Annotated in this window: 20 protein-coding genes and 1 tRNA gene; 14 read left to right on the top strand and 7 right to left on the bottom strand. The window is 38.8% G+C overall.

The features are described 5' to 3' along the window. Nucleotides 1-217: 217 nt before the first annotated feature. Nucleotides 218-463 carry a hypothetical protein gene (locus ABVZ64_RS01680; protein WP_352399323.1) on the top strand — a complete coding sequence of 82 codons (246 nt, stop codon included), beginning with the start codon at nucleotides 218-220 and terminating at the stop codon, nucleotides 461-463. Nucleotides 464-532: 69 nt separating this feature from the next. Here the strand turns inward: ABVZ64_RS01680 and ABVZ64_RS01675 are convergent, their stop codons facing one another. From ABVZ64_RS01675 to ABVZ64_RS01645, 7 genes are all read right to left on the bottom strand, one after another. After that, complete coding sequence (locus ABVZ64_RS01675) at nucleotides 533-745, bottom strand: cold-shock protein (RefSeq protein ID WP_313524846.1); 213 nt, start codon at nucleotides 743-745, stop codon at nucleotides 533-535. A 624-nt stretch (nucleotides 746-1,369) separates the two neighbouring features. Beyond that, nucleotides 1,370-1,443: transfer RNA gene (locus ABVZ64_RS01670), tRNA-Pro, on the bottom strand. A gap of 212 nt (nucleotides 1,444-1,655) precedes the next feature. Continuing rightward, nucleotides 1,656-1,838, bottom strand: a complete 183-nt coding sequence (locus ABVZ64_RS01665; protein WP_352399322.1) for a hypothetical protein — start codon at nucleotides 1,836-1,838, stop codon at nucleotides 1,656-1,658. 245 nt (nucleotides 1,839-2,083) lie between these two features. Beyond that, nucleotides 2,084-3,094, bottom strand: coding sequence for a ketol-acid reductoisomerase (gene ilvC, locus ABVZ64_RS01660; protein WP_352399362.1), 1,011 nt, complete (start codon nucleotides 3,092-3,094; stop codon nucleotides 2,084-2,086). Nucleotides 3,095-3,107: 13 nt separating this feature from the next. Then, nucleotides 3,108-3,623 (bottom strand): acetolactate synthase small subunit, encoded by a 516-nt coding sequence (ilvN, locus tag ABVZ64_RS01655; protein WP_352399321.1) that lies wholly within the window; start codon nucleotides 3,621-3,623, stop codon nucleotides 3,108-3,110. A 9-nt stretch (nucleotides 3,624-3,632) separates the two neighbouring features. Continuing rightward, complete coding sequence (gene ilvB / locus ABVZ64_RS01650; RefSeq protein ID WP_352399320.1) at nucleotides 3,633-5,291, bottom strand: biosynthetic-type acetolactate synthase large subunit; 1,659 nt, start codon at nucleotides 5,289-5,291, stop codon at nucleotides 3,633-3,635. A gap of 1,289 nt (nucleotides 5,292-6,580) precedes the next feature. Further along, nucleotides 6,581-6,958 carry a RidA family protein gene (locus ABVZ64_RS01645; RefSeq protein WP_352399319.1) on the bottom strand — a complete coding sequence of 126 codons (378 nt, stop codon included), beginning with the start codon at nucleotides 6,956-6,958 and terminating at the stop codon, nucleotides 6,581-6,583. Nucleotides 6,959-7,194: 236 nt separating this feature from the next. Here ABVZ64_RS01645 and ABVZ64_RS01640 point away from each other — a divergent pair, with 236 nt between their 5' ends. The 13 genes from ABVZ64_RS01640 to ABVZ64_RS01580 all read left to right on the top strand — a co-directional run bounded on the left by ABVZ64_RS01640 (nucleotide 7,195) and on the right by ABVZ64_RS01580 (nucleotide 19,232). After that, complete coding sequence (locus tag ABVZ64_RS01640; protein WP_352399318.1) at nucleotides 7,195-8,787, top strand: peptide chain release factor 3; 1,593 nt, start codon at nucleotides 7,195-7,197, stop codon at nucleotides 8,785-8,787. A 291-nt stretch (nucleotides 8,788-9,078) separates the two neighbouring features. After that, on the top strand, nucleotides 9,079-9,720 hold the full coding sequence (locus ABVZ64_RS01635) for a sigma-70 family RNA polymerase sigma factor (RefSeq protein ID WP_352399317.1): 642 nt from the start codon (nucleotides 9,079-9,081) through the stop codon (nucleotides 9,718-9,720). After that, nucleotides 9,717-10,712, top strand: a complete 996-nt coding sequence (locus ABVZ64_RS01630) for a zf-HC2 domain-containing protein (RefSeq protein WP_352399316.1) — start codon at nucleotides 9,717-9,719, stop codon at nucleotides 10,710-10,712. Before ABVZ64_RS01635 ends, ABVZ64_RS01630 begins: the two co-directional genes overlap by 4 nt. Before the next feature lie 229 nt (nucleotides 10,713-10,941). Continuing rightward, nucleotides 10,942-12,069 (top strand): ATP phosphoribosyltransferase regulatory subunit, encoded by a 1,128-nt coding sequence (locus tag ABVZ64_RS01625; RefSeq protein ID WP_352399315.1) that lies wholly within the window; start codon nucleotides 10,942-10,944, stop codon nucleotides 12,067-12,069. Beyond that, nucleotides 12,050-12,691: an ATP phosphoribosyltransferase gene (gene hisG, locus ABVZ64_RS01620; protein WP_352399314.1), complete on the top strand. Its 642-nt coding sequence runs from the start codon at nucleotides 12,050-12,052 to the stop codon at nucleotides 12,689-12,691. Before ABVZ64_RS01625 ends, hisG begins: the two co-directional genes overlap by 20 nt. A gap of 9 nt (nucleotides 12,692-12,700) precedes the next feature. Continuing rightward, on the top strand, nucleotides 12,701-13,984 hold the full coding sequence (gene hisD / locus ABVZ64_RS01615; RefSeq protein ID WP_352399313.1) for a histidinol dehydrogenase: 1,284 nt from the start codon (nucleotides 12,701-12,703) through the stop codon (nucleotides 13,982-13,984). Then, complete coding sequence (hisC, locus tag ABVZ64_RS01610; RefSeq protein ID WP_352399312.1) at nucleotides 13,981-15,045, top strand: histidinol-phosphate transaminase; 1,065 nt, start codon at nucleotides 13,981-13,983, stop codon at nucleotides 15,043-15,045. The genes hisD and hisC overlap by 4 nt, the downstream gene beginning before the upstream one ends. 10 nt (nucleotides 15,046-15,055) lie before the next feature. After that, nucleotides 15,056-15,643 carry an imidazoleglycerol-phosphate dehydratase HisB gene (hisB, locus tag ABVZ64_RS01605; RefSeq protein ID WP_352399311.1) on the top strand — a complete coding sequence of 196 codons (588 nt, stop codon included), beginning with the start codon at nucleotides 15,056-15,058 and terminating at the stop codon, nucleotides 15,641-15,643. Beyond that, complete coding sequence (hisH, locus tag ABVZ64_RS01600) at nucleotides 15,644-16,261, top strand: imidazole glycerol phosphate synthase subunit HisH (protein WP_352399310.1); 618 nt, start codon at nucleotides 15,644-15,646, stop codon at nucleotides 16,259-16,261. Between the two features lie 14 nt (nucleotides 16,262-16,275). Next, nucleotides 16,276-17,001: a 1-(5-phosphoribosyl)-5-[(5-phosphoribosylamino)methylideneamino]imidazole-4-carboxamide isomerase gene (gene hisA, locus ABVZ64_RS01595; protein ID WP_352399309.1), complete on the top strand. Its 726-nt coding sequence runs from the start codon at nucleotides 16,276-16,278 to the stop codon at nucleotides 16,999-17,001. Further along, on the top strand, nucleotides 16,998-17,756 hold the full coding sequence (gene hisF / locus ABVZ64_RS01590) for an imidazole glycerol phosphate synthase subunit HisF (RefSeq protein WP_352399308.1): 759 nt from the start codon (nucleotides 16,998-17,000) through the stop codon (nucleotides 17,754-17,756). The genes hisA and hisF overlap by 4 nt, the downstream gene beginning before the upstream one ends. A gap of 13 nt (nucleotides 17,757-17,769) precedes the next feature. After that, nucleotides 17,770-18,420 (top strand): bifunctional phosphoribosyl-AMP cyclohydrolase/phosphoribosyl-ATP diphosphatase HisIE, encoded by a 651-nt coding sequence (gene hisIE, locus ABVZ64_RS01585; RefSeq protein WP_352399307.1) that lies wholly within the window; start codon nucleotides 17,770-17,772, stop codon nucleotides 18,418-18,420. Then, nucleotides 18,417-19,232: a histidinol-phosphatase gene (locus ABVZ64_RS01580; protein ID WP_352399306.1), complete on the top strand. Its 816-nt coding sequence runs from the start codon at nucleotides 18,417-18,419 to the stop codon at nucleotides 19,230-19,232. The genes hisIE and ABVZ64_RS01580 overlap by 4 nt, the downstream gene beginning before the upstream one ends. The last annotated feature ends 34 nt before the right edge of the window (nucleotides 19,233-19,266 follow it).

The raw sequence follows: 19,266 nt of genomic DNA, 5'->3' as shown, positions 1-19,266 counted from the left end.
ATCACAGAATGAAATGTAAATGAAAAGGACTGACCCCTGTATGGTACAGGAGTCAATCATAAATAGTTTTAACATCATTTTTTGCCTGCTATATTGGGGTATATCCAATAAGGGAACTGTTTCATGGTATAGAGTGGGTTAATTAACTGTTAAAAATCTCACAAAAAAATAAGAAACCACACTAGTTAAAATTAGTGTTTCCTTAGGCAGAAGAGGTGTGGAGGAATTATTATATGAAAATCAGAAATTCCCGATGTTATCTACTCAACACAAGGGATATGCCATTATCAAAGAGGAAATTAAGGAGGCAGTTGAAGAAAGCCGTGGTACCACTGAGAATTTAGAGGTTCTGTGGAGCGTAATTTGTGAAAGCGGAATGGGTTTTGAATGTGTTGGATATATAAAAGATCGAGCTATAAAGGCAGCACATTCATTCAAGTTGCAGATATGTGTGAGAAGTTAAAATGCGTGAAATAAATAGATTTCAAAGGAAATAAAAAAGCCACCCCAAGGGGTGGCAAATGAAAAAGGTTTAGTTCGCACAAACATTGATAGCGCGTGTTTTGCGTTTATCTTTGGGATCTGCTTCTGTATCGAAAGTTACTGCCTGGCCTTCGTTTAAAGATTTGAAACCATTTGTCTGGATAGAAGAGAAATGTACAAATACATCTTCTCCGCCGTTAGCGGGTGTGATAAAACCAAAACCCTTATCTGCATTAAACCATTTTACTGTACCGTTATTCATAATCAGTACCTCCTAAAAAATATTATCTCGGGCATATAAATAAAAAAGTTCTTAAGCATTAGTCAGATAATAATTATCGACCAGAACTTAAGAACGAATAATCATACATACGAAATTAATATTAGTATACACCAACAAAAGAGATCTGTCAAGCAAAATTTTGAAAAATAATTGCATTGCAGAAAAAAGTTTAAAGTTTATTAAGAGAGGTGATGTTTTGGGGGAAAGAAAGACAATCATTTGATACATCTACATAAGCTTTCCTGAGGTACATGATAAGTAGTAGAGTAACCGCAAATTGAAAGCCCACAGAAAGAATTAAAACCATGATGAAATAGTAAGGTAGTAGGCTTTCCCCTCCCACCGAGGGAACTTTTTTATTATAATAAAAGAGTCAGGCTTTCGCCTGGCTCTTAGCTAATTGTACGCAGACCGTATTCAGACCCGAAAGGGGTTGTTTTTTATATTTTAATATAAAAATTATGACTTGCATTTTGACTTGCAAAACCAAGCAAAACAGTACAAAATCATGCTAATGTATAAAAATATTTCACCTTCAAAACATAAAGAAAAAAGTGCTGAAAACGCTGTTAAACCAACATTTCCAACACCTTTTATAAGTCATCGAGGCGACAAGATTTGAACTTGCGACCTCTACATCCCTAATGTAGCGCTCTACCAAGCTGAGCCACGCCTCGTCGAAGACTTCTATATAATACAACATGAAAAACCAAATGTCAACACTTTTTTTGGTTTTTTAGAGTATACATAAAGTTGTATTATTTGCTACATTATATGCAAAAAAAGTTGGAAAAACCCCTTTTTTGTTTCTTAAGCTTATAGATCATTAGGCTTCAATACCTCCAACATCTGGTATTCTTTTCTTTAATAAGATAACCTGCTAGGCAGGTTATCTTATTAAATCAGTAACGATACTTTGCATTTCGCTTTTTGACTGGGCATGATGAGAGCGTTCAATTATTCTATGACGAGCTTTTTCATCCATAGAAGCAAAAACTTTCATTGCATCCAAATTTTGGGAGAGAGCCATACCAAGTCCGATAGGTATTTCTTTATCATTTAAAATAGACATCTTTAATCACCTCACAATTATTATTTGACAAAAACAAAATAATATTAAAGTGGTTTTTGGTAAGTATATGTAGAAACAAAAACAGCCGAAATGGTGTGAGGCATATCAATATGGATTAGTTAATGTATTATATAGAAAAGCAGGCATCATCAGATACCTGCTTTTTAACCCCCAATAGAAAAATTCTATTGAGAGGCCCACCCATATTAAACTTAAAAAATTTAACCACATATAATAGGTAGAGATTAATGTCTTGTCATGTGACTTCTCAATTCTGCACCAACAGATTCGCTCAGGTGAGCTTTTTGCATTCTTCTCATGGCATTAAAGTTAGGGCGGTTTGCCTGATTTTCCAAGATCCATTCTCTAGCAAAGGAACCATCTTGGATATCTTTTAAGATACCACGCATAGCTTCTCTTGTCTGATCTGTGATGATTTTTGGTCCTGTTATGTAATCACCATATTCAGCTGTATCGCTACAAGAATATCGCATGAAGGAAAGGCCTTCTTTTACTACCAAGTCAATGATCAGTTTCATTTCATGGATACATTCAAAGTAAGCGTTTTCAGGCTGGTATCCAGCCTCTACCAATGTATCAAAACCAGCTTTCATCAGTGCAGCAACACCGCCACACAAAACTGCCTGTTCACCAAAAAGATCTGTTTCTGTTTCTTCTCTAAATGTTGTTTCCAATACACCAGCTCTAGTTGCACCCAAGCCATCGGCATATGCTAAAGCAACGTCCTTTGCATTACCGCTAGCGTCCTGGTATACAGCGATCAGAGCGGGAACACCAAAGCCTTCCTGGTATGTGCTTCTAACAACGTGGCCGGGGCCTTTAGGAGCGATCATGATGACGTCAACATCACTAGGAGGTACAATCTGCCCGTAGTGGATATTAAAACCATGTGCAAAAGCTAAGGTGGAACCAGATTTCAAGTAAGGTTTGATATCGGCTTGGTACATTTTAGCCTGTGTTTCGTCATTTACTAAGATCATGATAATGTCTGCACATTTAACTGCTTCAGCTGTTGTCATTACTGTCAAACCATCAGCTTCAGCACGTTCTTTACTCTTAGAACCTTCATAGAGAGCAACCACAACATCAGCGCCACTATCTTTCAGATTAAGTGCATGAGCATGACCCTGGGAGCCATAACCAACTACTGCAACTTTCTTACCTGTTAACATTTCTTTTTTTGCGTCCTGTTCATAATACATTTTAGCCATTTTAAATTCTCCTTTGTAATTAATATAGTTTTTTGTTTTACTCTACATCATATAAACATTTATTGCCGCGTTCTACGGCAATGAGCCCTGTTCGGCAATATTCAAGAATGCCAAACGGTGCTACATAAGTAAGAAAAGCGTTTAGCTTACTACTTTCTCCAGTCATTTCAATGCAGACAGATCCGGGAGACATATCTACCACTTTGGAGCGGAAAACATTAGCTGCATCCAGCACTGTTTGCAGGCTTTCCCCTGTTGCATTGACTTTTGCGATTAAAAGCTCCCGTAAAATTGTGTTTTCGGGGGTCATTAGCTCTACTTTTTTTACATCATAGAGCTTTGAAATTTGCTTGAGGAGCTGCTCTTTTTTAGCGGCATCCCCTGTTGCGGTTATTGTCATCCTGGAAACTTGAGGGTTATTTGTTTCCCCACAGGTAAAGCTGTCAATATTATAATTGCGTTGACTAAACAGAGAGGAAATTCTTGTTAGAGTTCCTGATTGATTTGTGACTAGGATGGAAACTGCAAATTGATGATTATGATCTTTACACATGAAATCACCTCATTTCAAGATTATATTATCCACAGAACCATTTGGCGGTACCATTGGAAAAACGCTTTCCGCATCGGGAATCAGACAGTCGATTACTACCGGGCTATTTAGGGCGAAGGCTTTATCTAAGGTTTCGTTTAATTCTTCTATGTTTGTAGCTCGAAAGCCTTTTGCTCCAAAAGCATCTGCAAGTTTTACGAAATCTGTTTTTCTCTGTAGATCTGTAGCCATAAAGCGGTTATCAAAAAAAAGATTTTGCCACTGTCGAATCATTCCCAGCATGCCATTATTTAAGATAACGATTATCATCGGTAGGTTTTGGGAGACTGCCGTTGCCAATTCATTCAGGTTCATACCAAAACTGCCATCTCCGGTGAAAAGAACGGTTCTGTTACCGGTTGCCATTGTAGCACCAATGGCAGCACCCATCCCGTAACCCATTGTGCCTAAGCCCCCACTGGTTTGATGGGTTCTTGGCCTTTTAAAGTTATAATATTGAGCTACCCACATTTGATGCTGTCCAACATCTGTTGCGATATTTGTGTCGGGGTTAGCTCTATCATTTACCGCTCCGATCACCTCCCAGGGTAATAAGTAGCACTTAGAAGGGGGAACATCTTTTGTTTTGTTTTTGTAGGAATGCACTGTTTCTTCCCACTCCTTATGTTTCTTCGGTTCCAGTTTGGAAGTTATGTAATTTAGTGCAAAACTCAAATCACCAGGAATTTGCAACGTTGCATTAATATTTTTTCCATGCTCAGCTGAGTCAATATCCAAGTGGATAATTTTTGCATTGGAAGCAAATTTTTGTCTGTTTCCAGTTGCTCTATCTGTAAATCGCACACCAGCAGCAATCACCAGATCACATTCACTCATGGCTTTTATTGCGGCAAATCTTCCATGCATGCCACTCATCCCTAAGTATTTCGGATGGTCATTATCCATTGCAGTTAAGCCCATCATGCTGCAAACCATATAAGCATCTGTTTTTTCTACGAGTTTGGTTATGATTGTAGAGCAATTTGCGTTTATTACACCACCGCCGCAGTAAACAATAGGGCGTTTGCTTTCATTTATCAACTCCAAGGCCTGGTCAAGTAGGGTTGTATCAGGCTTTGGATCGGTTTTCTTCTCCACAATACCTTTTGGAGCGTATGTAGTTTTATCTAATTGTATATTTTTGGGGATATCTACTAGGACGGGGCCGGGCCGACCGCTTTTTGCCAGATGAAAAGCCTCACGAACTGTTTCGGCAAGGGTTTCCACGCTGTTAACGCGAAAACTATGCTTTGTTACAGGGATGGAGAGTCCGAAGGTATCCACCTCTTGGAAGCTATCAGAACCAATTAGTTCCATAGGTACATTCCCAGTAATTGCAACCATTGGAATGGAATCAGCATTGGCTGTGGCAAGACCTGTAATCAGATTTGTTGCTCCTGGACCCGAGGTGGCGATACATACGCCAACCTTGCCACTGGCTCGGCTGTAACCGTCTGCTGCGTGGGTTGCACCTTGTTCATGGGCGGTAAGTACATGGTTGATACGATGTTTGTTATTATAAAGTTCATCGTAAATGTTAAGAACTTGCCCTCCTGGATAACCGAAGATAGTTGTGACACCTTGTTCAATTAGGGTTTCTATCAAAATTTGGCAACCACTTTGTTCCATTCGTATTCCTCCTTAACTGATTTTTAGGTAAACAAAAAGGCTGTACAGTGGATACACTGTACAGCCTTCGATTAGGGAATCACAATCATTCGACTCCAACCAAATGGACTACATCATCAGCCAACCACTTTTTACAAGCACAAATAACCCCACCGAGAATGACAAGGACGAGGCTAATAATGCTAATAATAATGTAGTTTGCTGTTTGGCTAAAGTTATACATGATTTGTTCTCCCTTTCGTTTAAATTTGTTATTGGAAGTTTAAAACTAAAATGTATTTTTGTCAATACATAAATTTGATTTTTTTTGACCAATAGGTAATTTTTGCAATAGTGCTGTATGTTTTTATATAAATACAAAATTCGTTGTGCATATATTCCTGAACATTTGAGGCATATTTTAAAAACAAAATTGACTTTTAAAATAATAGAATTTTAAAAATATAATAAAGAATTCAAAAAATAACTTCTTTTTCCAAACTTTAATCGTTTTTCAATCATAAATACAATAATACATCAGAAAAAAGCTTTTATATTTTATATTTTTTTATTAGTAAGGAAAATGGAAAGGCTTTGGGCTTTTTATTTTGATTTTTGAAGGAGGAATTCGCGAACCTTTTTTTATGTTGAATCTAGGATAGGAAAATGTTTATATTATATTTGTTTGTTGAATTTCTGAATAAGATAGCCCGTTTTCTTCAGATGGGTTAAAAGGGATGGAGTGATAGAATCATTTTCGGTCCGTTGTAAAATTTGTGGGAGTTAAAAAGCTTTATCCAAATAACAAATTTCTTAATATTCCCCAATTTAAGTGGTGTTGTAAGTAGAATAAGGCAGATTTTTAAATGGATTTTATCTTATAGGGCTGTTTTTGGCTCGCATCTTACGAATAGATAGGGCTTGCAAAAAAATACTTTTAAAAGATATTTAAAATGGAACAATAAAAAGAAACCATGATTGGGGACTAAAGATGTAGACTTTATGTAGGCATATGCAGGTAGTTTGGTAACATGATAATTGCTGACTTTGACGGGAGGCAATAAAATTGGCAGAATCAATGTAGGCGATCTAGCCAGAAAATCAGTTCCAATGAAAGAGGAACGGGTGCTTACAATACATACCTTAGCATAAAGCCGATGGAATGAAAATGTAGTATAAAATGAATCATTCATGAATCTATAAAAGTCAGACAGTCTGATGAGACTATCTGACTTTTATATAAGAAAAGCCTTCATTATAATACAAGAAGGCTCTGTAAGTGAAAAAAATTTGTATATTTCAAATAAAAATTACTTCAATAATGCAATTACTTCCACTTCGCATAAAACATTTTTAGGAAGTGTTTTTACAGCTACACAAGAACGCGCAGGCTTGTTTGTAAAATATTTGCCATAAATTTCATTGAAGGCAGCAAAGTTACCCATATCGGATAAGAAGCAAGTTGTTTTGATTGTATCAGCGAATGTTAAACCGTTTGCTTCCAAAACAGCACTGAGGTTTTTCATAACCTGTTCTGTTTGTTCTTCAATTGTTGTTGCAACAACATCCCCAACAGCAGGATCAATAGCGATTTGGCCACTTGTGAAAAGGAAGCCGTTTGCGGACATTGCCTGAGAGTAAGGGCCAATTGCTGCAGGTGCCTTATCTGTGCTTGTAACATTAATCATAATCATTACCTCCAAAATTATAGATGGATTTTATTTACTTTTTGCGTTACTTATATTCTAGCTCAAAGACATTTTCTCGTCAATGTATTTTTCTCGCATACATATAGTTTGTACATATTTTTTGTTTTTTGCACATTTTTCTGTTTCCTTTTTCTCCAAGTTCGGGTAAAATAAAAACAATGTGTATTTTTATTGAACAATTAAAGTCAACAATAGAAAGAAAGGAACTTACTGAAATGAGTATTTTGGAAGAAATCCAAAGAAGACGAATTTTCGGCATTATTTCTCACCCTGATGCCGGTAAAACAACATTAACTGAAAAACTTTTGCTCCACGGTGGTGCCATTCGTGAGGCTGGTACGGTAAAAGCAAGAAGAAATGGAAAATCTGCAAAAAGCGACTGGATGGAGATTGAAAAACAGCGTGGTATTTCTGTTACATCTTCGGTCATGCAGTTTGAATATCAAGGCAAAGTTGTTTCCATTATGGATACACCCGGTCATAATGACTTTGGTGAGGACACCTATCGTATTTTGACTTCTGTAGATAGTGCAGTTATGGTTATTGATGCAGCAAAAGGTGTGGAGACACAAACGGTAAAGCTGTTTAAGGTTTGTAGTATGCGTAAAATTCCTATTTTCACCTTTATCAACAAGTTAGATCGTCAGTCAAAAGACCCATTGGAATGTATGGCTGATTTGGAAGATGCTTTGGGCTTGCCTTCTACAGCTGTTACATGGCCAATTGGCAATGGCCTTACCTTTGAAGGTATTTATGATAGACTGGAAAATAAGGTTTTTTTATACCGTCAAAAGAACGGAGTAGTGGAATTAGGTCCCAAAGGGGTTTTTGGCGATGCGTTAGAAGGGGTAATTACCCAGGCTAACCTAGATATCTTGAGGGAAGAAATGGAACTTCTAGATGGTGCTGGAAATATATTTGACTTACAGGCAATCAAAGAAGGTAAGCTTTCTCCTGTTTTTTTTGGCTCTGCATTGGCGGATTTTGGTATCACACCATTTTTAAAACATTTCTTGGAGTGGGCACCGGCTCCTGGCATTAGAAAAACCACAGAAGGCGAAGTGAAGCCAACAGATGAATTCTTCAGTGGGTTTATTTTCAAAATACAAGCAAATATGAATCCTGCCCACAGAGATAGACTGGCATTCTTGCGTATCTGTTCTGGCACTTTCACCAGAGGTATGACAGTCACTCTATCTAGAACGGGCAAGCAATTAAAGCTAACGCAGTCCACCCAGTTAATGGCAAATGAGCGTGAAACAGTAGAAACAGCAGTTGTTGGTGATATCATTGGTATTTACGACAGCGGAAACTATCAAATCGGTGATACCTTAACAGATAGAAAGGAAAAGTTGTTCTTTGAGCCATTGCCAACATTCCCTCCTGAGTTATTTATGCGTGTGCATCCCGTAAATTCCCTAAAGGCTAAACAGTTCCAGAAGGGTGTGCAACAGTTGGCTCAAGAGGGTGCAATTCAGGTTTATCATAATGAATATAATGATATTATCCTGGGTGCCGTTGGGCAACTACAGTTTGAGGTTTTTGAATACCGCTTAAATAATGAGTACAACTCAGATATTCGTATGGAATCTTTGGATTATAGCGTTGCTCGCTGGGTAAACCCAGAAACAGTGACTGATATTAGAGACCACTTGGTAGCGAGGAGTACTTTGGTGTTTGACCGATTTGAACGACCCATTTTGCTTTTTGCAAATCAATATACAATGAACAATTTTATGCAGAAAAATCCAGATATTGAACTTTGGGAAGCCCTTAGTTTGGATGATAGTCAGTATCAAGAGGGATAATTGGAAAAAGGCGAACTTGTAAAAAGTTTGCCTTTTTGGTTTCTGTAGGAAAGCAAAAATTCTGTTTATACTAACAATAGATTGATATTTTTTTTTGCTATCATGAAACAAATGAAGATTTTTAACGTCCAATATACTTTATGGTTAAGCCTTTTTTAGGAAGAATTCAAATTTGTGGAATTTTGAAAGCAAAAAACGGACTTTTGGTTTGGCTAAAAAATTTCCTTTGATTCTATATGTAATCTATATTATGATGATTGTATTGAAAAGAAGAAATGGAGGTGATCCAAAATGGCGAAAGAAGCTCCCGAAGATCAGAATCAAAAGGCTTTACTCTTGAAAGCCAAAGAAGGGGATATGGTAGCGTTTGAAGAGCTGGTTTTACAGCACGAAAAAATTGTTTATAACGTGGCACTAAGAATGATGAATCATAGCGAAGATGCCAAGGATATTTCCCAGGAAGTATTCATTAAGGCGTACCGTAGCATAGCCAATTTTGATGAACGCTCAACCTTTTCCACATGGATATATCGCATTACGGTAAACACCTGTATAGATGAAATGAGAAAGCGAAAAGGTAAACAAAATTTATCTTTAGATAATGAGCTTGAGGATGAAGAAGGAACCTGGAAGCAGGAAGTAGCCGATGATGGTGATACCCCAGAAGAAAGCCTAATGCGCAAAGAGGAAAAAAATGAAATTACCATGGCCTTGAACGCTATTTCACAGGACTATAAAACAGTGTTTATATTAAGGGATGTTCGAGGACTTTCCTACGAGGAAATTTCAGAAATCACCGGCCTTGCCCTAGGCACAGTAAAATCTAGAATTTCCCGTGCCAGAAATCATCTAAAAGAAGAAATTTTTAAAATTCGGGAACGAAGTGGTACTGACACTCGTCATAAAGGTAGAAAGGAGGGGGAAAATCCATGAGTTGTGACAAGTGTAAAGAATTATTGTGGGCATATTTGGCACAGGAATTAAATATGGAAGATGCTAATTTTGTGGCTATGCATTTAGAGCAATGTAAAGTCTGTCAAGAAGAAGCGGTTCAACTGCAAAAGATCATGGATTCTTTGAGAAACCTTCCTGAGGAGGAATTGCCTGAGGGGTACCATGATGAATTGATGGACAAATTGGCGCAGGAAACAAAGGTTGTACCTTTGCCTGTTAGGAAAAAGCCTCAATATAAATGGAAACAATTCAGCCTTGTAGCTGCGGCAGCGTTGCTTGTTGTGGCTGTGGGAGGGGCGCAGGGGGTTTTAAGCTTGCGCGGGAATCAAAATGAAATTGTGCAGGAAATGTCAGAAGGTGGAGCCGAGGATATGAACAACAGTGTTGTTGCAAATACTGAAGATTCTCAGGATAGTGCTGTTGGTGCTACTGGGGTGGCAGAACAGGCTGAAAAGATGGAAGCAACGCCAAAAGTTGCACCAGAAGTTGTACCAAAACAAGAAAAACAATTGAATGCGCCTCAAGGGACACAGAACCAAGCACAACAAAAAGCTATGCAGGCAGAGCCAGAGAGTTTGCCTAAGGCTGTAAGTCAAAAAGAGGAAGGTACTGCTCCCATAGCAATGAATCAGGGGCAGGAAGATTCGGCATCAAAACTTGGAAACCTAGAGACTAGAGGATTCACTTATACTTTGATGGACGAGGAACCTTCTGTTGAAGCGCAACAGCAAGTCATATTAACCGTTGAAAATAAAGAGGGCATGATTGACAATGTAAGAACTTTGGCAACCTCCCTAGGTGGTTATGAGGTAGGCAAGGCTGAGGATGATACCTTAAAAATTTCTATCCCTTCAACAAAATCAGCGGATTTCGTGAGTGGTTTAAAAAAATTGGGCGAAACCCGTAGCATTGAGTTATCAACTGAAAAAACCGATGATGTGATTTTTGAAGTGACGGTAGAGTCAAAATGATGTGAAACGCTTTTGTTTCTAATTTATTTTAGAAATAAGGCGTTTTTTTGTTGTTTATTTTCAGAAAAAAACCATTGAGACACAAAAAAACTTCCATTTTATATCATTTTTACAATTTAATACCCGACTATGGGGGGATTTAGGTAGAGATGGTAAACTTTAATGTTCTACTTGACTAAAGTGGTAAACTGATATAAGATTAAAGTAAATTTACGTACGGAGGTGCTTTATGACGTTACCCAAAATGCTTTTAAAAAAGGAAGAAGAAGTGATATTTCGCTTACGTGCTTTGTTTGAACAATTTGGTTATAAACAATTTAAAATGAGCAAGTTTGAAGAATATGACTTTTATGCAGAAAATAGAAACTTTCTAAGTAGTGAAAATATATTGACTTTTAGTGGACTGGATGGAAAACTATTGGCACTAAAGCCAGATGTAACCCTTTCCATTGTGAAAAATACAAAAGGAAATTTTCTAATTCCCCAGCGGGTTTACTACAACGAAAATGTTTACCGTGTTAGAAAAGGGGCAGCAGAATATAAAGAAATTATGCAAGTGGGATTGGAATACATAGGAGAGGTGGATCGTTACGCCACTTTGGAAGTCATTCGCTTGGCTCAAAAAAGCCTGACCATTATAAGTGATGATTATATTATGGATATTTCCCATATGGGTTTTGTACTGGGATTGGTTGAAGAACTTGGGTTGGGCAATGCCCAAAATGAGGCACTCTTGAAGGGCATTAGCGAGAAAAATGTACATAGTATTCAGGCCATTTGTAAGCAATACGGTGTAAAGGATGAGCTGGAGCAAGTGCTGGTAGAGGTGTCATCCCTTTACGGTTCTATGGGAGAGACGTTATCAAAAGCAAAGGCTCTTTGTGTGAATCAAAAGATGAAGCTAGCCTTGGAGGAACTGGATGCAGTCTTTGCTGACCTTAAGGCCAATGGTGGCAGCGAAAATTTGAACCTAGATTTTTCCATTGTTAACGGCATGGATTACTATAATGGTATTATTTTTCAAGGGTTTATCAATGGGGTACCAAGCAGCATTCTCTCTGGTGGCAGATATGATAACTTGCTACGGAAGTTAGAAAAGAATGCAGATGCCATTGGATTTGCAGTTTATCTGGATTTGTTGGAACGATTTGAAAACTTACAAAAAGAATATGATACAGATATTTTATTGCTGTATGCAGAAAATACAGACACGGCGGCTTTGCTGAAATCTGTTGAGATGCTAACTGGTAATGGCCAAAGCGTAATGGTGCAAAGGAACAACAATGGTGCAGTAAAGTATAAGCAGCTTTGGAGCATGAAAGAGAGGGGGCTTGAAATTGTTGCAGAAAATGATTAATATTGCCTTGCCAAAAGGCAGGTTAGGAGAAAAGGCCTATGGCGTTTTTGAAAGTATCGGGTATGGCTGTCCCTCCATCCGTGAAAACAATCGTAAGCTGATTTTTGAAAATGAAGAGAATGGAGTTCGCTATTTTTGGGTAAAACCCTCTGATGTTGCCATCTATGTGGAGCGTGGAGTTGCTGATGTTGGTGTTGTTGGAAAAGACATTCTTCTGGAGCAGTCCAGTGACGTTTATGAATTGCTGGATTTGGGAATGGGTAAATGCCGCATGGCAGTTGCAGGCAAAAAGGGAGGTCGAATTGATACCGATCGCACCCTAAGGGTAGCAACAAAATTCCCCAATGTTGCAAGGGAATACTATCGTAAGCAAAGCTTGGAAATTGAAATAATTGAACTTCATGGCTCCATAGAAATTGCACCAATTTTGGGAATGTCCGATGTCATTGTGGATATTGTGGAAACGGGAACCACACTGCTGGAAAACAATTTGGAGCCGTGGGAAGATATTGTGCAGATTAGTGCAAGGTTTATTGCAAATAAATCTAGCTATAAGTTTCGAAACGGACCAATTCGCCAGATGTGTGAAAAAATGGGTGAGGTCATTACAAAGGAATCTTGAGGTGATACCATGATAAAACAGTATACATATAAAGAAATTACCATGGAGAAAATTTTATCTCCAACAGAAGAAAAGAACGATATTGCCAATGTGGTTTCTCAGATTATTTCTGAGGTTCGTCAAAAGGGAGATAAGGCTCTTGGTGAATACAGCCAGAGATTTGATGGGGCGGCCTTAGATAAAATGGAAGTAACTTTGGAAGAAATACAATCAGCCTATGATGAATGTGATAGAGGGTTTATTTCCATTTTAGAAGAGGCGGCAGAACATATTCGTGGTTATCACCAAAACCAAAAACGCTCAGATATGGTTTATACACCAAGGGAGGGCGTTATCTTGGGACAGAAGATCACCCCCCTTGAAAGAGTGGGGCTATATGTGCCTGGAGGGACAGCGAATTATCCTTCCACAGTTTTGATGAATGCAATTCCTGCCAAAATCGCTGGAGTAAAAGAAGTGATTATGGTAAGCCCTGCAAAAGGTGGCAAAATGAATGCTGATGTTTTGGTGGCAGCAAAGATTGCAGGTATTGACCGCATTTATAAGGTGGGTGGAGCACAGGCCATTGCCGCTTTGGCATATGGCACAGAAACAATACCTAGAGTGGACAAAATTGTAGGCCCGGGAAATGCATTTGTTGCAGAGGCAAAAAAACAAGTTTTTGGTAAGGTTTCTATTGATATGATTGCAGGACCCAGTGAGATTTTGGTTATCGCCGATGGGAAGTCAGATGCATCAATTGTTGCCGCGGATATGCTTTCTCAAGCCGAGCACGATGTTATGGCAAGGGCGATTTTGATAACAGATAGCAAGGAGTTGGCACATGAAGTATCAAATTCCTTAGAACAGCAAATTCCCTTTTTACCAAGAAAGGATATAGCTAGAAAATCAATTGATGACAATGGGAAGATTATTCTTACAGAGAATATTCACCAAGCAATCAAACTGTCAAATGAGATTGCCCCAGAGCATTTGGAGTTATGTATAGATAATCCCTTTGATTATTTGGCGGACATTCGTCATGCGGGTTCCATTTTTTTAGGTCGATATGCTCCCGAGGCTTTGGGAGATTATTTTGCAGGAACAAACCACACACTACCCACGGCGGGAAGCGCAAGGTTTGCTAGCCCCTTATCGGTGGACGATTTTATAAAAAAATCCTCCTTTACTTATTATACAAAAGATGCACTGGCGAAAGAGGCAGATAAAATCAATATTTTTGCCCAGAGGGAAGGCTTATTTGCCCATGGGAAATCTGCTACCATACGCATAGAAAAGGAGAGGAAGGAATGAGTCAATTTTTAAGTCCCAGATTTGCATCCCTAGAGGCGTATATCCCAGGGGAACAACCTAGAGATCAACAATATATCAAGCTAAATACCAATGAATCTCCTTATCCACCTTCACCGGAGGTATTTGAACGGCTAAATAAGGATGAAATAGAACGGTTAAACTTATATCCCGATCCTGAAGGGAAGGTTTTGAAAGAAAAGCTTGCCAAGCTTTATGGCGTAGATAAAGAAAATATTTTTCTATCCAATGGCTCTGACGATATTCTTAATTTTGCCTTTATGGCATTTTGTGATGACGAAAGGGGTGTGGCTTTTCCTGAAATCAGTTATGGATTTTATCCTGTTTATGCTGATTTATATCATGTGCCTCATGTAAAAATTCCCCTTAAGGTAGATTTTTCACTTGATTATAAAAATTACTGTGGGATAGAAAAAATGGTGGTAATCGCAAACCCCAATGCACCAACGGGCATGGTAATTGGGCTTTTGGAAATAGAAGAAATTCTAAAATCCAACCCCAATCATGTGGTTTTGATTGATGAGGCCTATGTTGATTTTGGAGGGGTTTCCGCTGTGGGGCTTATTGATAAATACCCCAATTTATTGGTGTCCATGACCTTTTCAAAATCACGTTCTATGGCAGGGGCAAGGCTTGGTTTTGCCATTGCTTCAAAAGAAATCATCGAGGATTTGGAAAAAATTAAGTTTTCCACCAATCCATATAATATTAACCGTCTGACTTTGGTAGCCGGAGAGGCAGCAGTGGATAGTGATTGCTATTATAAGGAAAATGCAAAAAAAATCATTACTACCCGTGAAAAAACGGTTGTGGCATTAAAAGCTTTGGGTTTTAATGTCTTAGATTCTAAAGCAAACTTTATTTTTGCAAAGAGTGATAAAATTACTGGGGCTGATTTGTATACCCAGCTAAAGAAAAAAGGCGTTCTTGTACGCCACTTTGGGAAAGAAGAAATTAAGGATTTTGTTAGGATTACCATTGGTACAGAGGAGCAGATGGAATTGTTTTTACAAAAAACAACAGAAGTGATAGCACAAAGATAGGAGGAGTTCTATGGGAAATAGTGAGATTAAAAGAAAAACCGCAGAAACGGAAATTCAACTTTCCCTTTGCTTATATGGTTCAGGCAAAAGTCATATCGCCACAGGCTGTGGCTTTATGGATCATATGCTAACCCTTTTTGCAAAACATGGACGTTTTGACTTGAATGTTGAATGTATAGGTGATACCTATGTGGATGACCACCATTCGGTGGAAGATATTGGTATTTGCTTGGGTATGGCATTTGCTGAAGCATTGGGAAATGGTTCAGGCATCACCAGATATGGACATATTATTCTGCCTATGGATGAGGCTTTGATTTTATCAGCGGTGGATATTTCCGGGCGAGGATATTTGGACTTTGATTTGCAGATACCTACGGAAAAGGTAGGAACTTTTGATACAGAATTGGTCGAAGAATTTTTTATTGCCTTTACCAGAAAGAGCAATATCACCTTACATATTAAGCAGATGGCAGGAAAGAATGGGCACCATATTATTGAGGGGGCATTTAAGGCAGTTGCCCGCAGCTTAAACATGGCTCTATCCATTCAGGAAGCTTATCGGGATGAGATACCCTCAACGAAAGGGGTGCTGTAAGTGATTGCAATTATTGACTATGGTGTGGGAAATTTATTTTCTTTAAAGAGCTCCTTTGGCGTAATTGGTGCCCAAGTGGAAATCACAGGGGATGCGGAGGTTATCCGTAACAGTGAAAAAATTATTCTTCCTGGTGTGGGAGCCTTCGAAGATGCTATTGCAAAGCTAACTCAGACGGGGTTGGATAAAGTTATTCTGGAAGAAGTAAAAAAGGGAAAACCTCTTTTAGGAATTTGCTTGGGGATGCAGATGTTGTTTGAAAAAAGCTTAGAATATGGTGAGCATGAGGGCTTGGGTTTGATTAAAGGTGCTGTAAAGCCTATTGCCCCTATGATAGGTGAGGGGTTAAAGGTGCCCCATATTGGTTGGAATGCTTTGATTTTCCCAAAAGAAAGGGAAAAAAGTGTTTTATATCGTTACTTAGATGAGGGAGAATGTGTCTATTTTGTTCATTCTTTTGCGGCCACAGATTGCCAAAAGGCCATTTCAGCAACGGCAGAATATGGGAATCTGCTAACAGCATCAGTAGAGAAAGAAAATGTTTATGGCACCCAGTTTCATCCTGAAAAAAGTGGTGAAGTGGGATTAAAAATATTAAAAGCATTTTGTGAATTGTAGAAAGTGAGGAATTTATGAAGCTTTTTCCTGCAATTGATATTATAGAAGGGTGTGCTGTAAGGCTTGTAAAAGGGGATTATGCCAAAAAAACCGTTTATAGCACCCAGCCTGTTGCAGTGGCAAAATCTTTTGCCGAAGCAGGGGCAACTTATTTGCATTTGGTAGACTTAGAGGGGGCCAAGGATGGAGGCACTCCAAATTTAGAAGTGATTAGAGAAATTGTAAATGAAAGTGGACTGCTGGTTGAAGTGGGTGGTGGAATTCGCTCGGAAGAAACTGTTGAAAAATATTTGGAGGCAGGCGTTTTTCGTGTGATTTTAGGCACAGCGGCAGTGAATCATCCCCAGTTTCTAATCAAAATGGTGGAAAAACATGGTGATAAAATTGCGGTTGGTGTAGATATCAAAGATGGCAAAGTGGCTGTCAAAGGTTGGACGGAACTTTCAGAAGAAAGTTGTTTTGACTTTTGCGAAAAGCTTGAGAAAATCGGGGTCAAGACAATCATTTGCACAGATATCTCCAAAGATGGATTGTTAGCAGGAACAAATCTGGCGTTGTACAAAGAGATGTCTGAAAAATTTAGGGTTGATATTGTTGCATCAGGCGGTGTAACCACCTTGGAAGACGTTGATCAACTGCAAAGCATGGGGCTTTACGGAGCAATTTTAGGCAAAGCTCTGTACACAGGCAATATTGACTTAAAGCAGGCGATCAATTTGACAAAGGAGGAGATTTTGTGATTACAAAGCGTATCATTCCTTGTTTGGATGTTAGAGATGGTCGGGTTGTAAAGGGTGTCAATTTTGAGGGGCTTTCTGACGTTTCCTCCCCTGTGTCCCTTGGTAAATTTTATAGTGACAATGGGGCAGATGAATTGGTGTTTTATGATATTACTGCCTCTGCGGAAGGCAGAGGGTTGTTCACCGATATTTTGCGTGAGGTTGCTTCTCAAATATTTATTCCACTCACTGTTGGTGGTGGGATAAATACTTTGGAAGATTTTGACCGAGTTTTAAAATGCGGTGCTGATAAGGTAAGTGTGAATTCTGGCGCCATCAGGAACCCAAACCTAATTTTTGAGGCAGCAAAAAAGTACGGGGATCAATGTGTTGTCCTTTCTGTTGATATGAAAAGGGTGGATGGCAAATTTATGGTTTTTGCCAAAGGTGGCAGGGAGAATACGGGCATGGAGGCACTAAGCTGGATCAAACGATGCCATCAGATGGGTGCAGGTGAAATTGTAGTGAATAGCATTGACACCGATGGGGTGAAGAAGGGGTTTGACTTAGAAATGCTGGAGGCAGTTTGTGATATTGTTTCTGTGCCGGTCATTGCATCTGGCGGTGCAGGCTGCATTGAAGATTTTGTTACGCTTTTTCATGCATTGCCTAAGGTTGATGCAGGCTTGGCAGCATCCATTTTTCACTTTGGTGAAGTTGCCATTCCAGATTTGAAAAAGACATTGGCCGAGAATAACATTATCGTAAGAAGATAAGGAGGTATAATCCGTGATTAATATAGATGAATTGAAGTTTGATGAAAAGGGACTGATTCCGGCGGTGGTTGTGGATGCTAAAACCAAAAAGGTGTTAACATTGGCATATATGAACCGTGAAAGCTTGGAAATTAGCCTAGAAGAAAAAAGAACTTGTTTTTGGTCTAGATCCAGACAGGAGCTTTGGCGAAAAGGGGAGACATCGGGTAACGTACAGCACATCATTTCTGTTTCAACTGACTGTGATAGGGATGCTCTAACTGTGGAGGTGGAAAAAGAAGGGCCAGCTTGTCATTTGGGTGAAGATTCCTGTTTTCACAACCCTGTTTTTATGAAAGAGGATTATAATGAGTTTTCCATGGATAGCCTGATGGAATTGATTGAAGGAAGAAAGGCTGAAAAGAAAGAGGGCTCCTACACTACATATTTGTTTGATAAGGGGGTTGATAAGATATTAAAAAAAATAGGCGAGGAGTCTACGGAAGTTATCATTGCCGCCAAATCTGACGATAAAAAGGAAACCATTTACGAAATTGCAGATTTGGCGTATCATGTAATGGTGTTGATGGTAGAGGCGGGCATTTCCTTGGATGATATTCGGGGAGAGTTAGCGTCTCGCCATGTGATTGATCATAAGGTGAAACAGGAGAAGATGACAAAATGATTCCGAAAATGAACTTTCATACCCATACTACCTTTTGTGATGGGAAAGAAACCGCTGAAAGCATGGTTTTGGCGGCAATGGAAAAAAACTTTACTTCACTTGGGTTTAGCGGACACAGCTATACCTATTTTGATGAAAGATATTGTATGAGCAAAAAGGGAGTAAAAGAGTATCAAAAAGAAGTTTTACGTTTAAAAGAAGTTTACGCTGAGAAAATTTCCATTTATTGTGGTATAGAGCAAGATTTTTATTCGGAGGAGTTTGTGTCAGAGTTTGATTATGCCATTGGATCTGTTCATTACATAAAAAAAGATGGACAATTTTTGTTGGTAGATGAAGCCCCAGAAATTATGAAAAAGGATATTCAGGAGTTATTTGGTGGAGACCCTTATGCTTATGCAAAGGTGTATTTTGAAACTGTGGCAGGGGTTTTGGATAAAACAAAGGCTGATATGATTGGGCATTTTGACTTGCTGACAAAATTTAATGAGTCAAAGGATATTTTTGAAACCAGTGACAGCCGTTATCGAAACTATGGGATTGATGCAATTGAGGCTTTAATTCCTTATCATAAGCCATTTGAGATTAATACAGGGGCAATTTATAGGGGGATGCGTTCTGAGGCCTACCCTTCTCCAGATTTCCTAAAAGAGATTAAAAAACGGGGTGGAACGATTTTGCTTTCTAGCGATAGCCATGATGGAAATTCTTTAGGGTTTCGTTTCCATGAAGTTGCATCCCTGGCGAAAGAAATTGGCTTTGCCTCCACATTGGTTTGGACACCAAAGGGCTTTGAAGAAATGGGATTATAGGGTAGGGGCTTTATTTTTTTGTTGTTTCATCAAT

This window comes from Anaerotignum sp. (genome assembly GCF_040307045.1).
Taxonomy (GTDB): domain Bacteria; phylum Bacillota; class Clostridia; order Lachnospirales; family Anaerotignaceae; genus Chakrabartyella.
This window is presented reverse-complemented; position numbering and strand designations above follow the sequence as displayed.

Excerpts from the sequence above, each read along its gene's own strand:
- ABVZ64_RS01675 (WP_313524846.1), bottom strand. The coding sequence starts at position 745 with ATGAATAACGGTACAGTAAAATGGTTTAATGCAGATAAGGGTTTTGGT.
- ABVZ64_RS01665 (WP_352399322.1), bottom strand. The coding sequence starts at position 1,838 with ATGTCTATTTTAAATGATAAAGAAATACCTATCGGACTTGGTATGGCT.
- ilvN (WP_352399321.1), bottom strand. The coding sequence starts at position 3,623 with ATGTGTAAAGATCATAATCATCAATTTGCAGTTTCCATCCTAGTCACA.
- ilvB (WP_352399320.1), bottom strand. The coding sequence starts at position 5,291 with ATGGAACAAAGTGGTTGCCAAATTTTGATAGAAACCCTAATTGAACAA.
- ABVZ64_RS01645 (WP_352399319.1), bottom strand. The coding sequence starts at position 6,958 with ATGATTAATGTTACAAGCACAGATAAGGCACCTGCAGCAATTGGCCCT.
- ABVZ64_RS01640 (WP_352399318.1), top strand. The coding sequence starts at position 7,195 with ATGAGTATTTTGGAAGAAATCCAAAGAAGACGAATTTTCGGCATTATT.
- ABVZ64_RS01635 (WP_352399317.1), top strand. The coding sequence starts at position 9,079 with ATGGCGAAAGAAGCTCCCGAAGATCAGAATCAAAAGGCTTTACTCTTG.
- ABVZ64_RS01630 (WP_352399316.1), top strand. The coding sequence starts at position 9,717 with ATGAGTTGTGACAAGTGTAAAGAATTATTGTGGGCATATTTGGCACAG.
- ABVZ64_RS01625 (WP_352399315.1), top strand. The coding sequence starts at position 10,942 with ATGACGTTACCCAAAATGCTTTTAAAAAAGGAAGAAGAAGTGATATTT.
- hisD (WP_352399313.1), top strand. The coding sequence starts at position 12,701 with ATGATAAAACAGTATACATATAAAGAAATTACCATGGAGAAAATTTTA.
- hisC (WP_352399312.1), top strand. The coding sequence starts at position 13,981 with ATGAGTCAATTTTTAAGTCCCAGATTTGCATCCCTAGAGGCGTATATC.
- hisB (WP_352399311.1), top strand. The coding sequence starts at position 15,056 with ATGGGAAATAGTGAGATTAAAAGAAAAACCGCAGAAACGGAAATTCAA.
- hisA (WP_352399309.1), top strand. The coding sequence starts at position 16,276 with ATGAAGCTTTTTCCTGCAATTGATATTATAGAAGGGTGTGCTGTAAGG.
- ABVZ64_RS01580 (WP_352399306.1), top strand. The coding sequence starts at position 18,417 with ATGATTCCGAAAATGAACTTTCATACCCATACTACCTTTTGTGATGGG.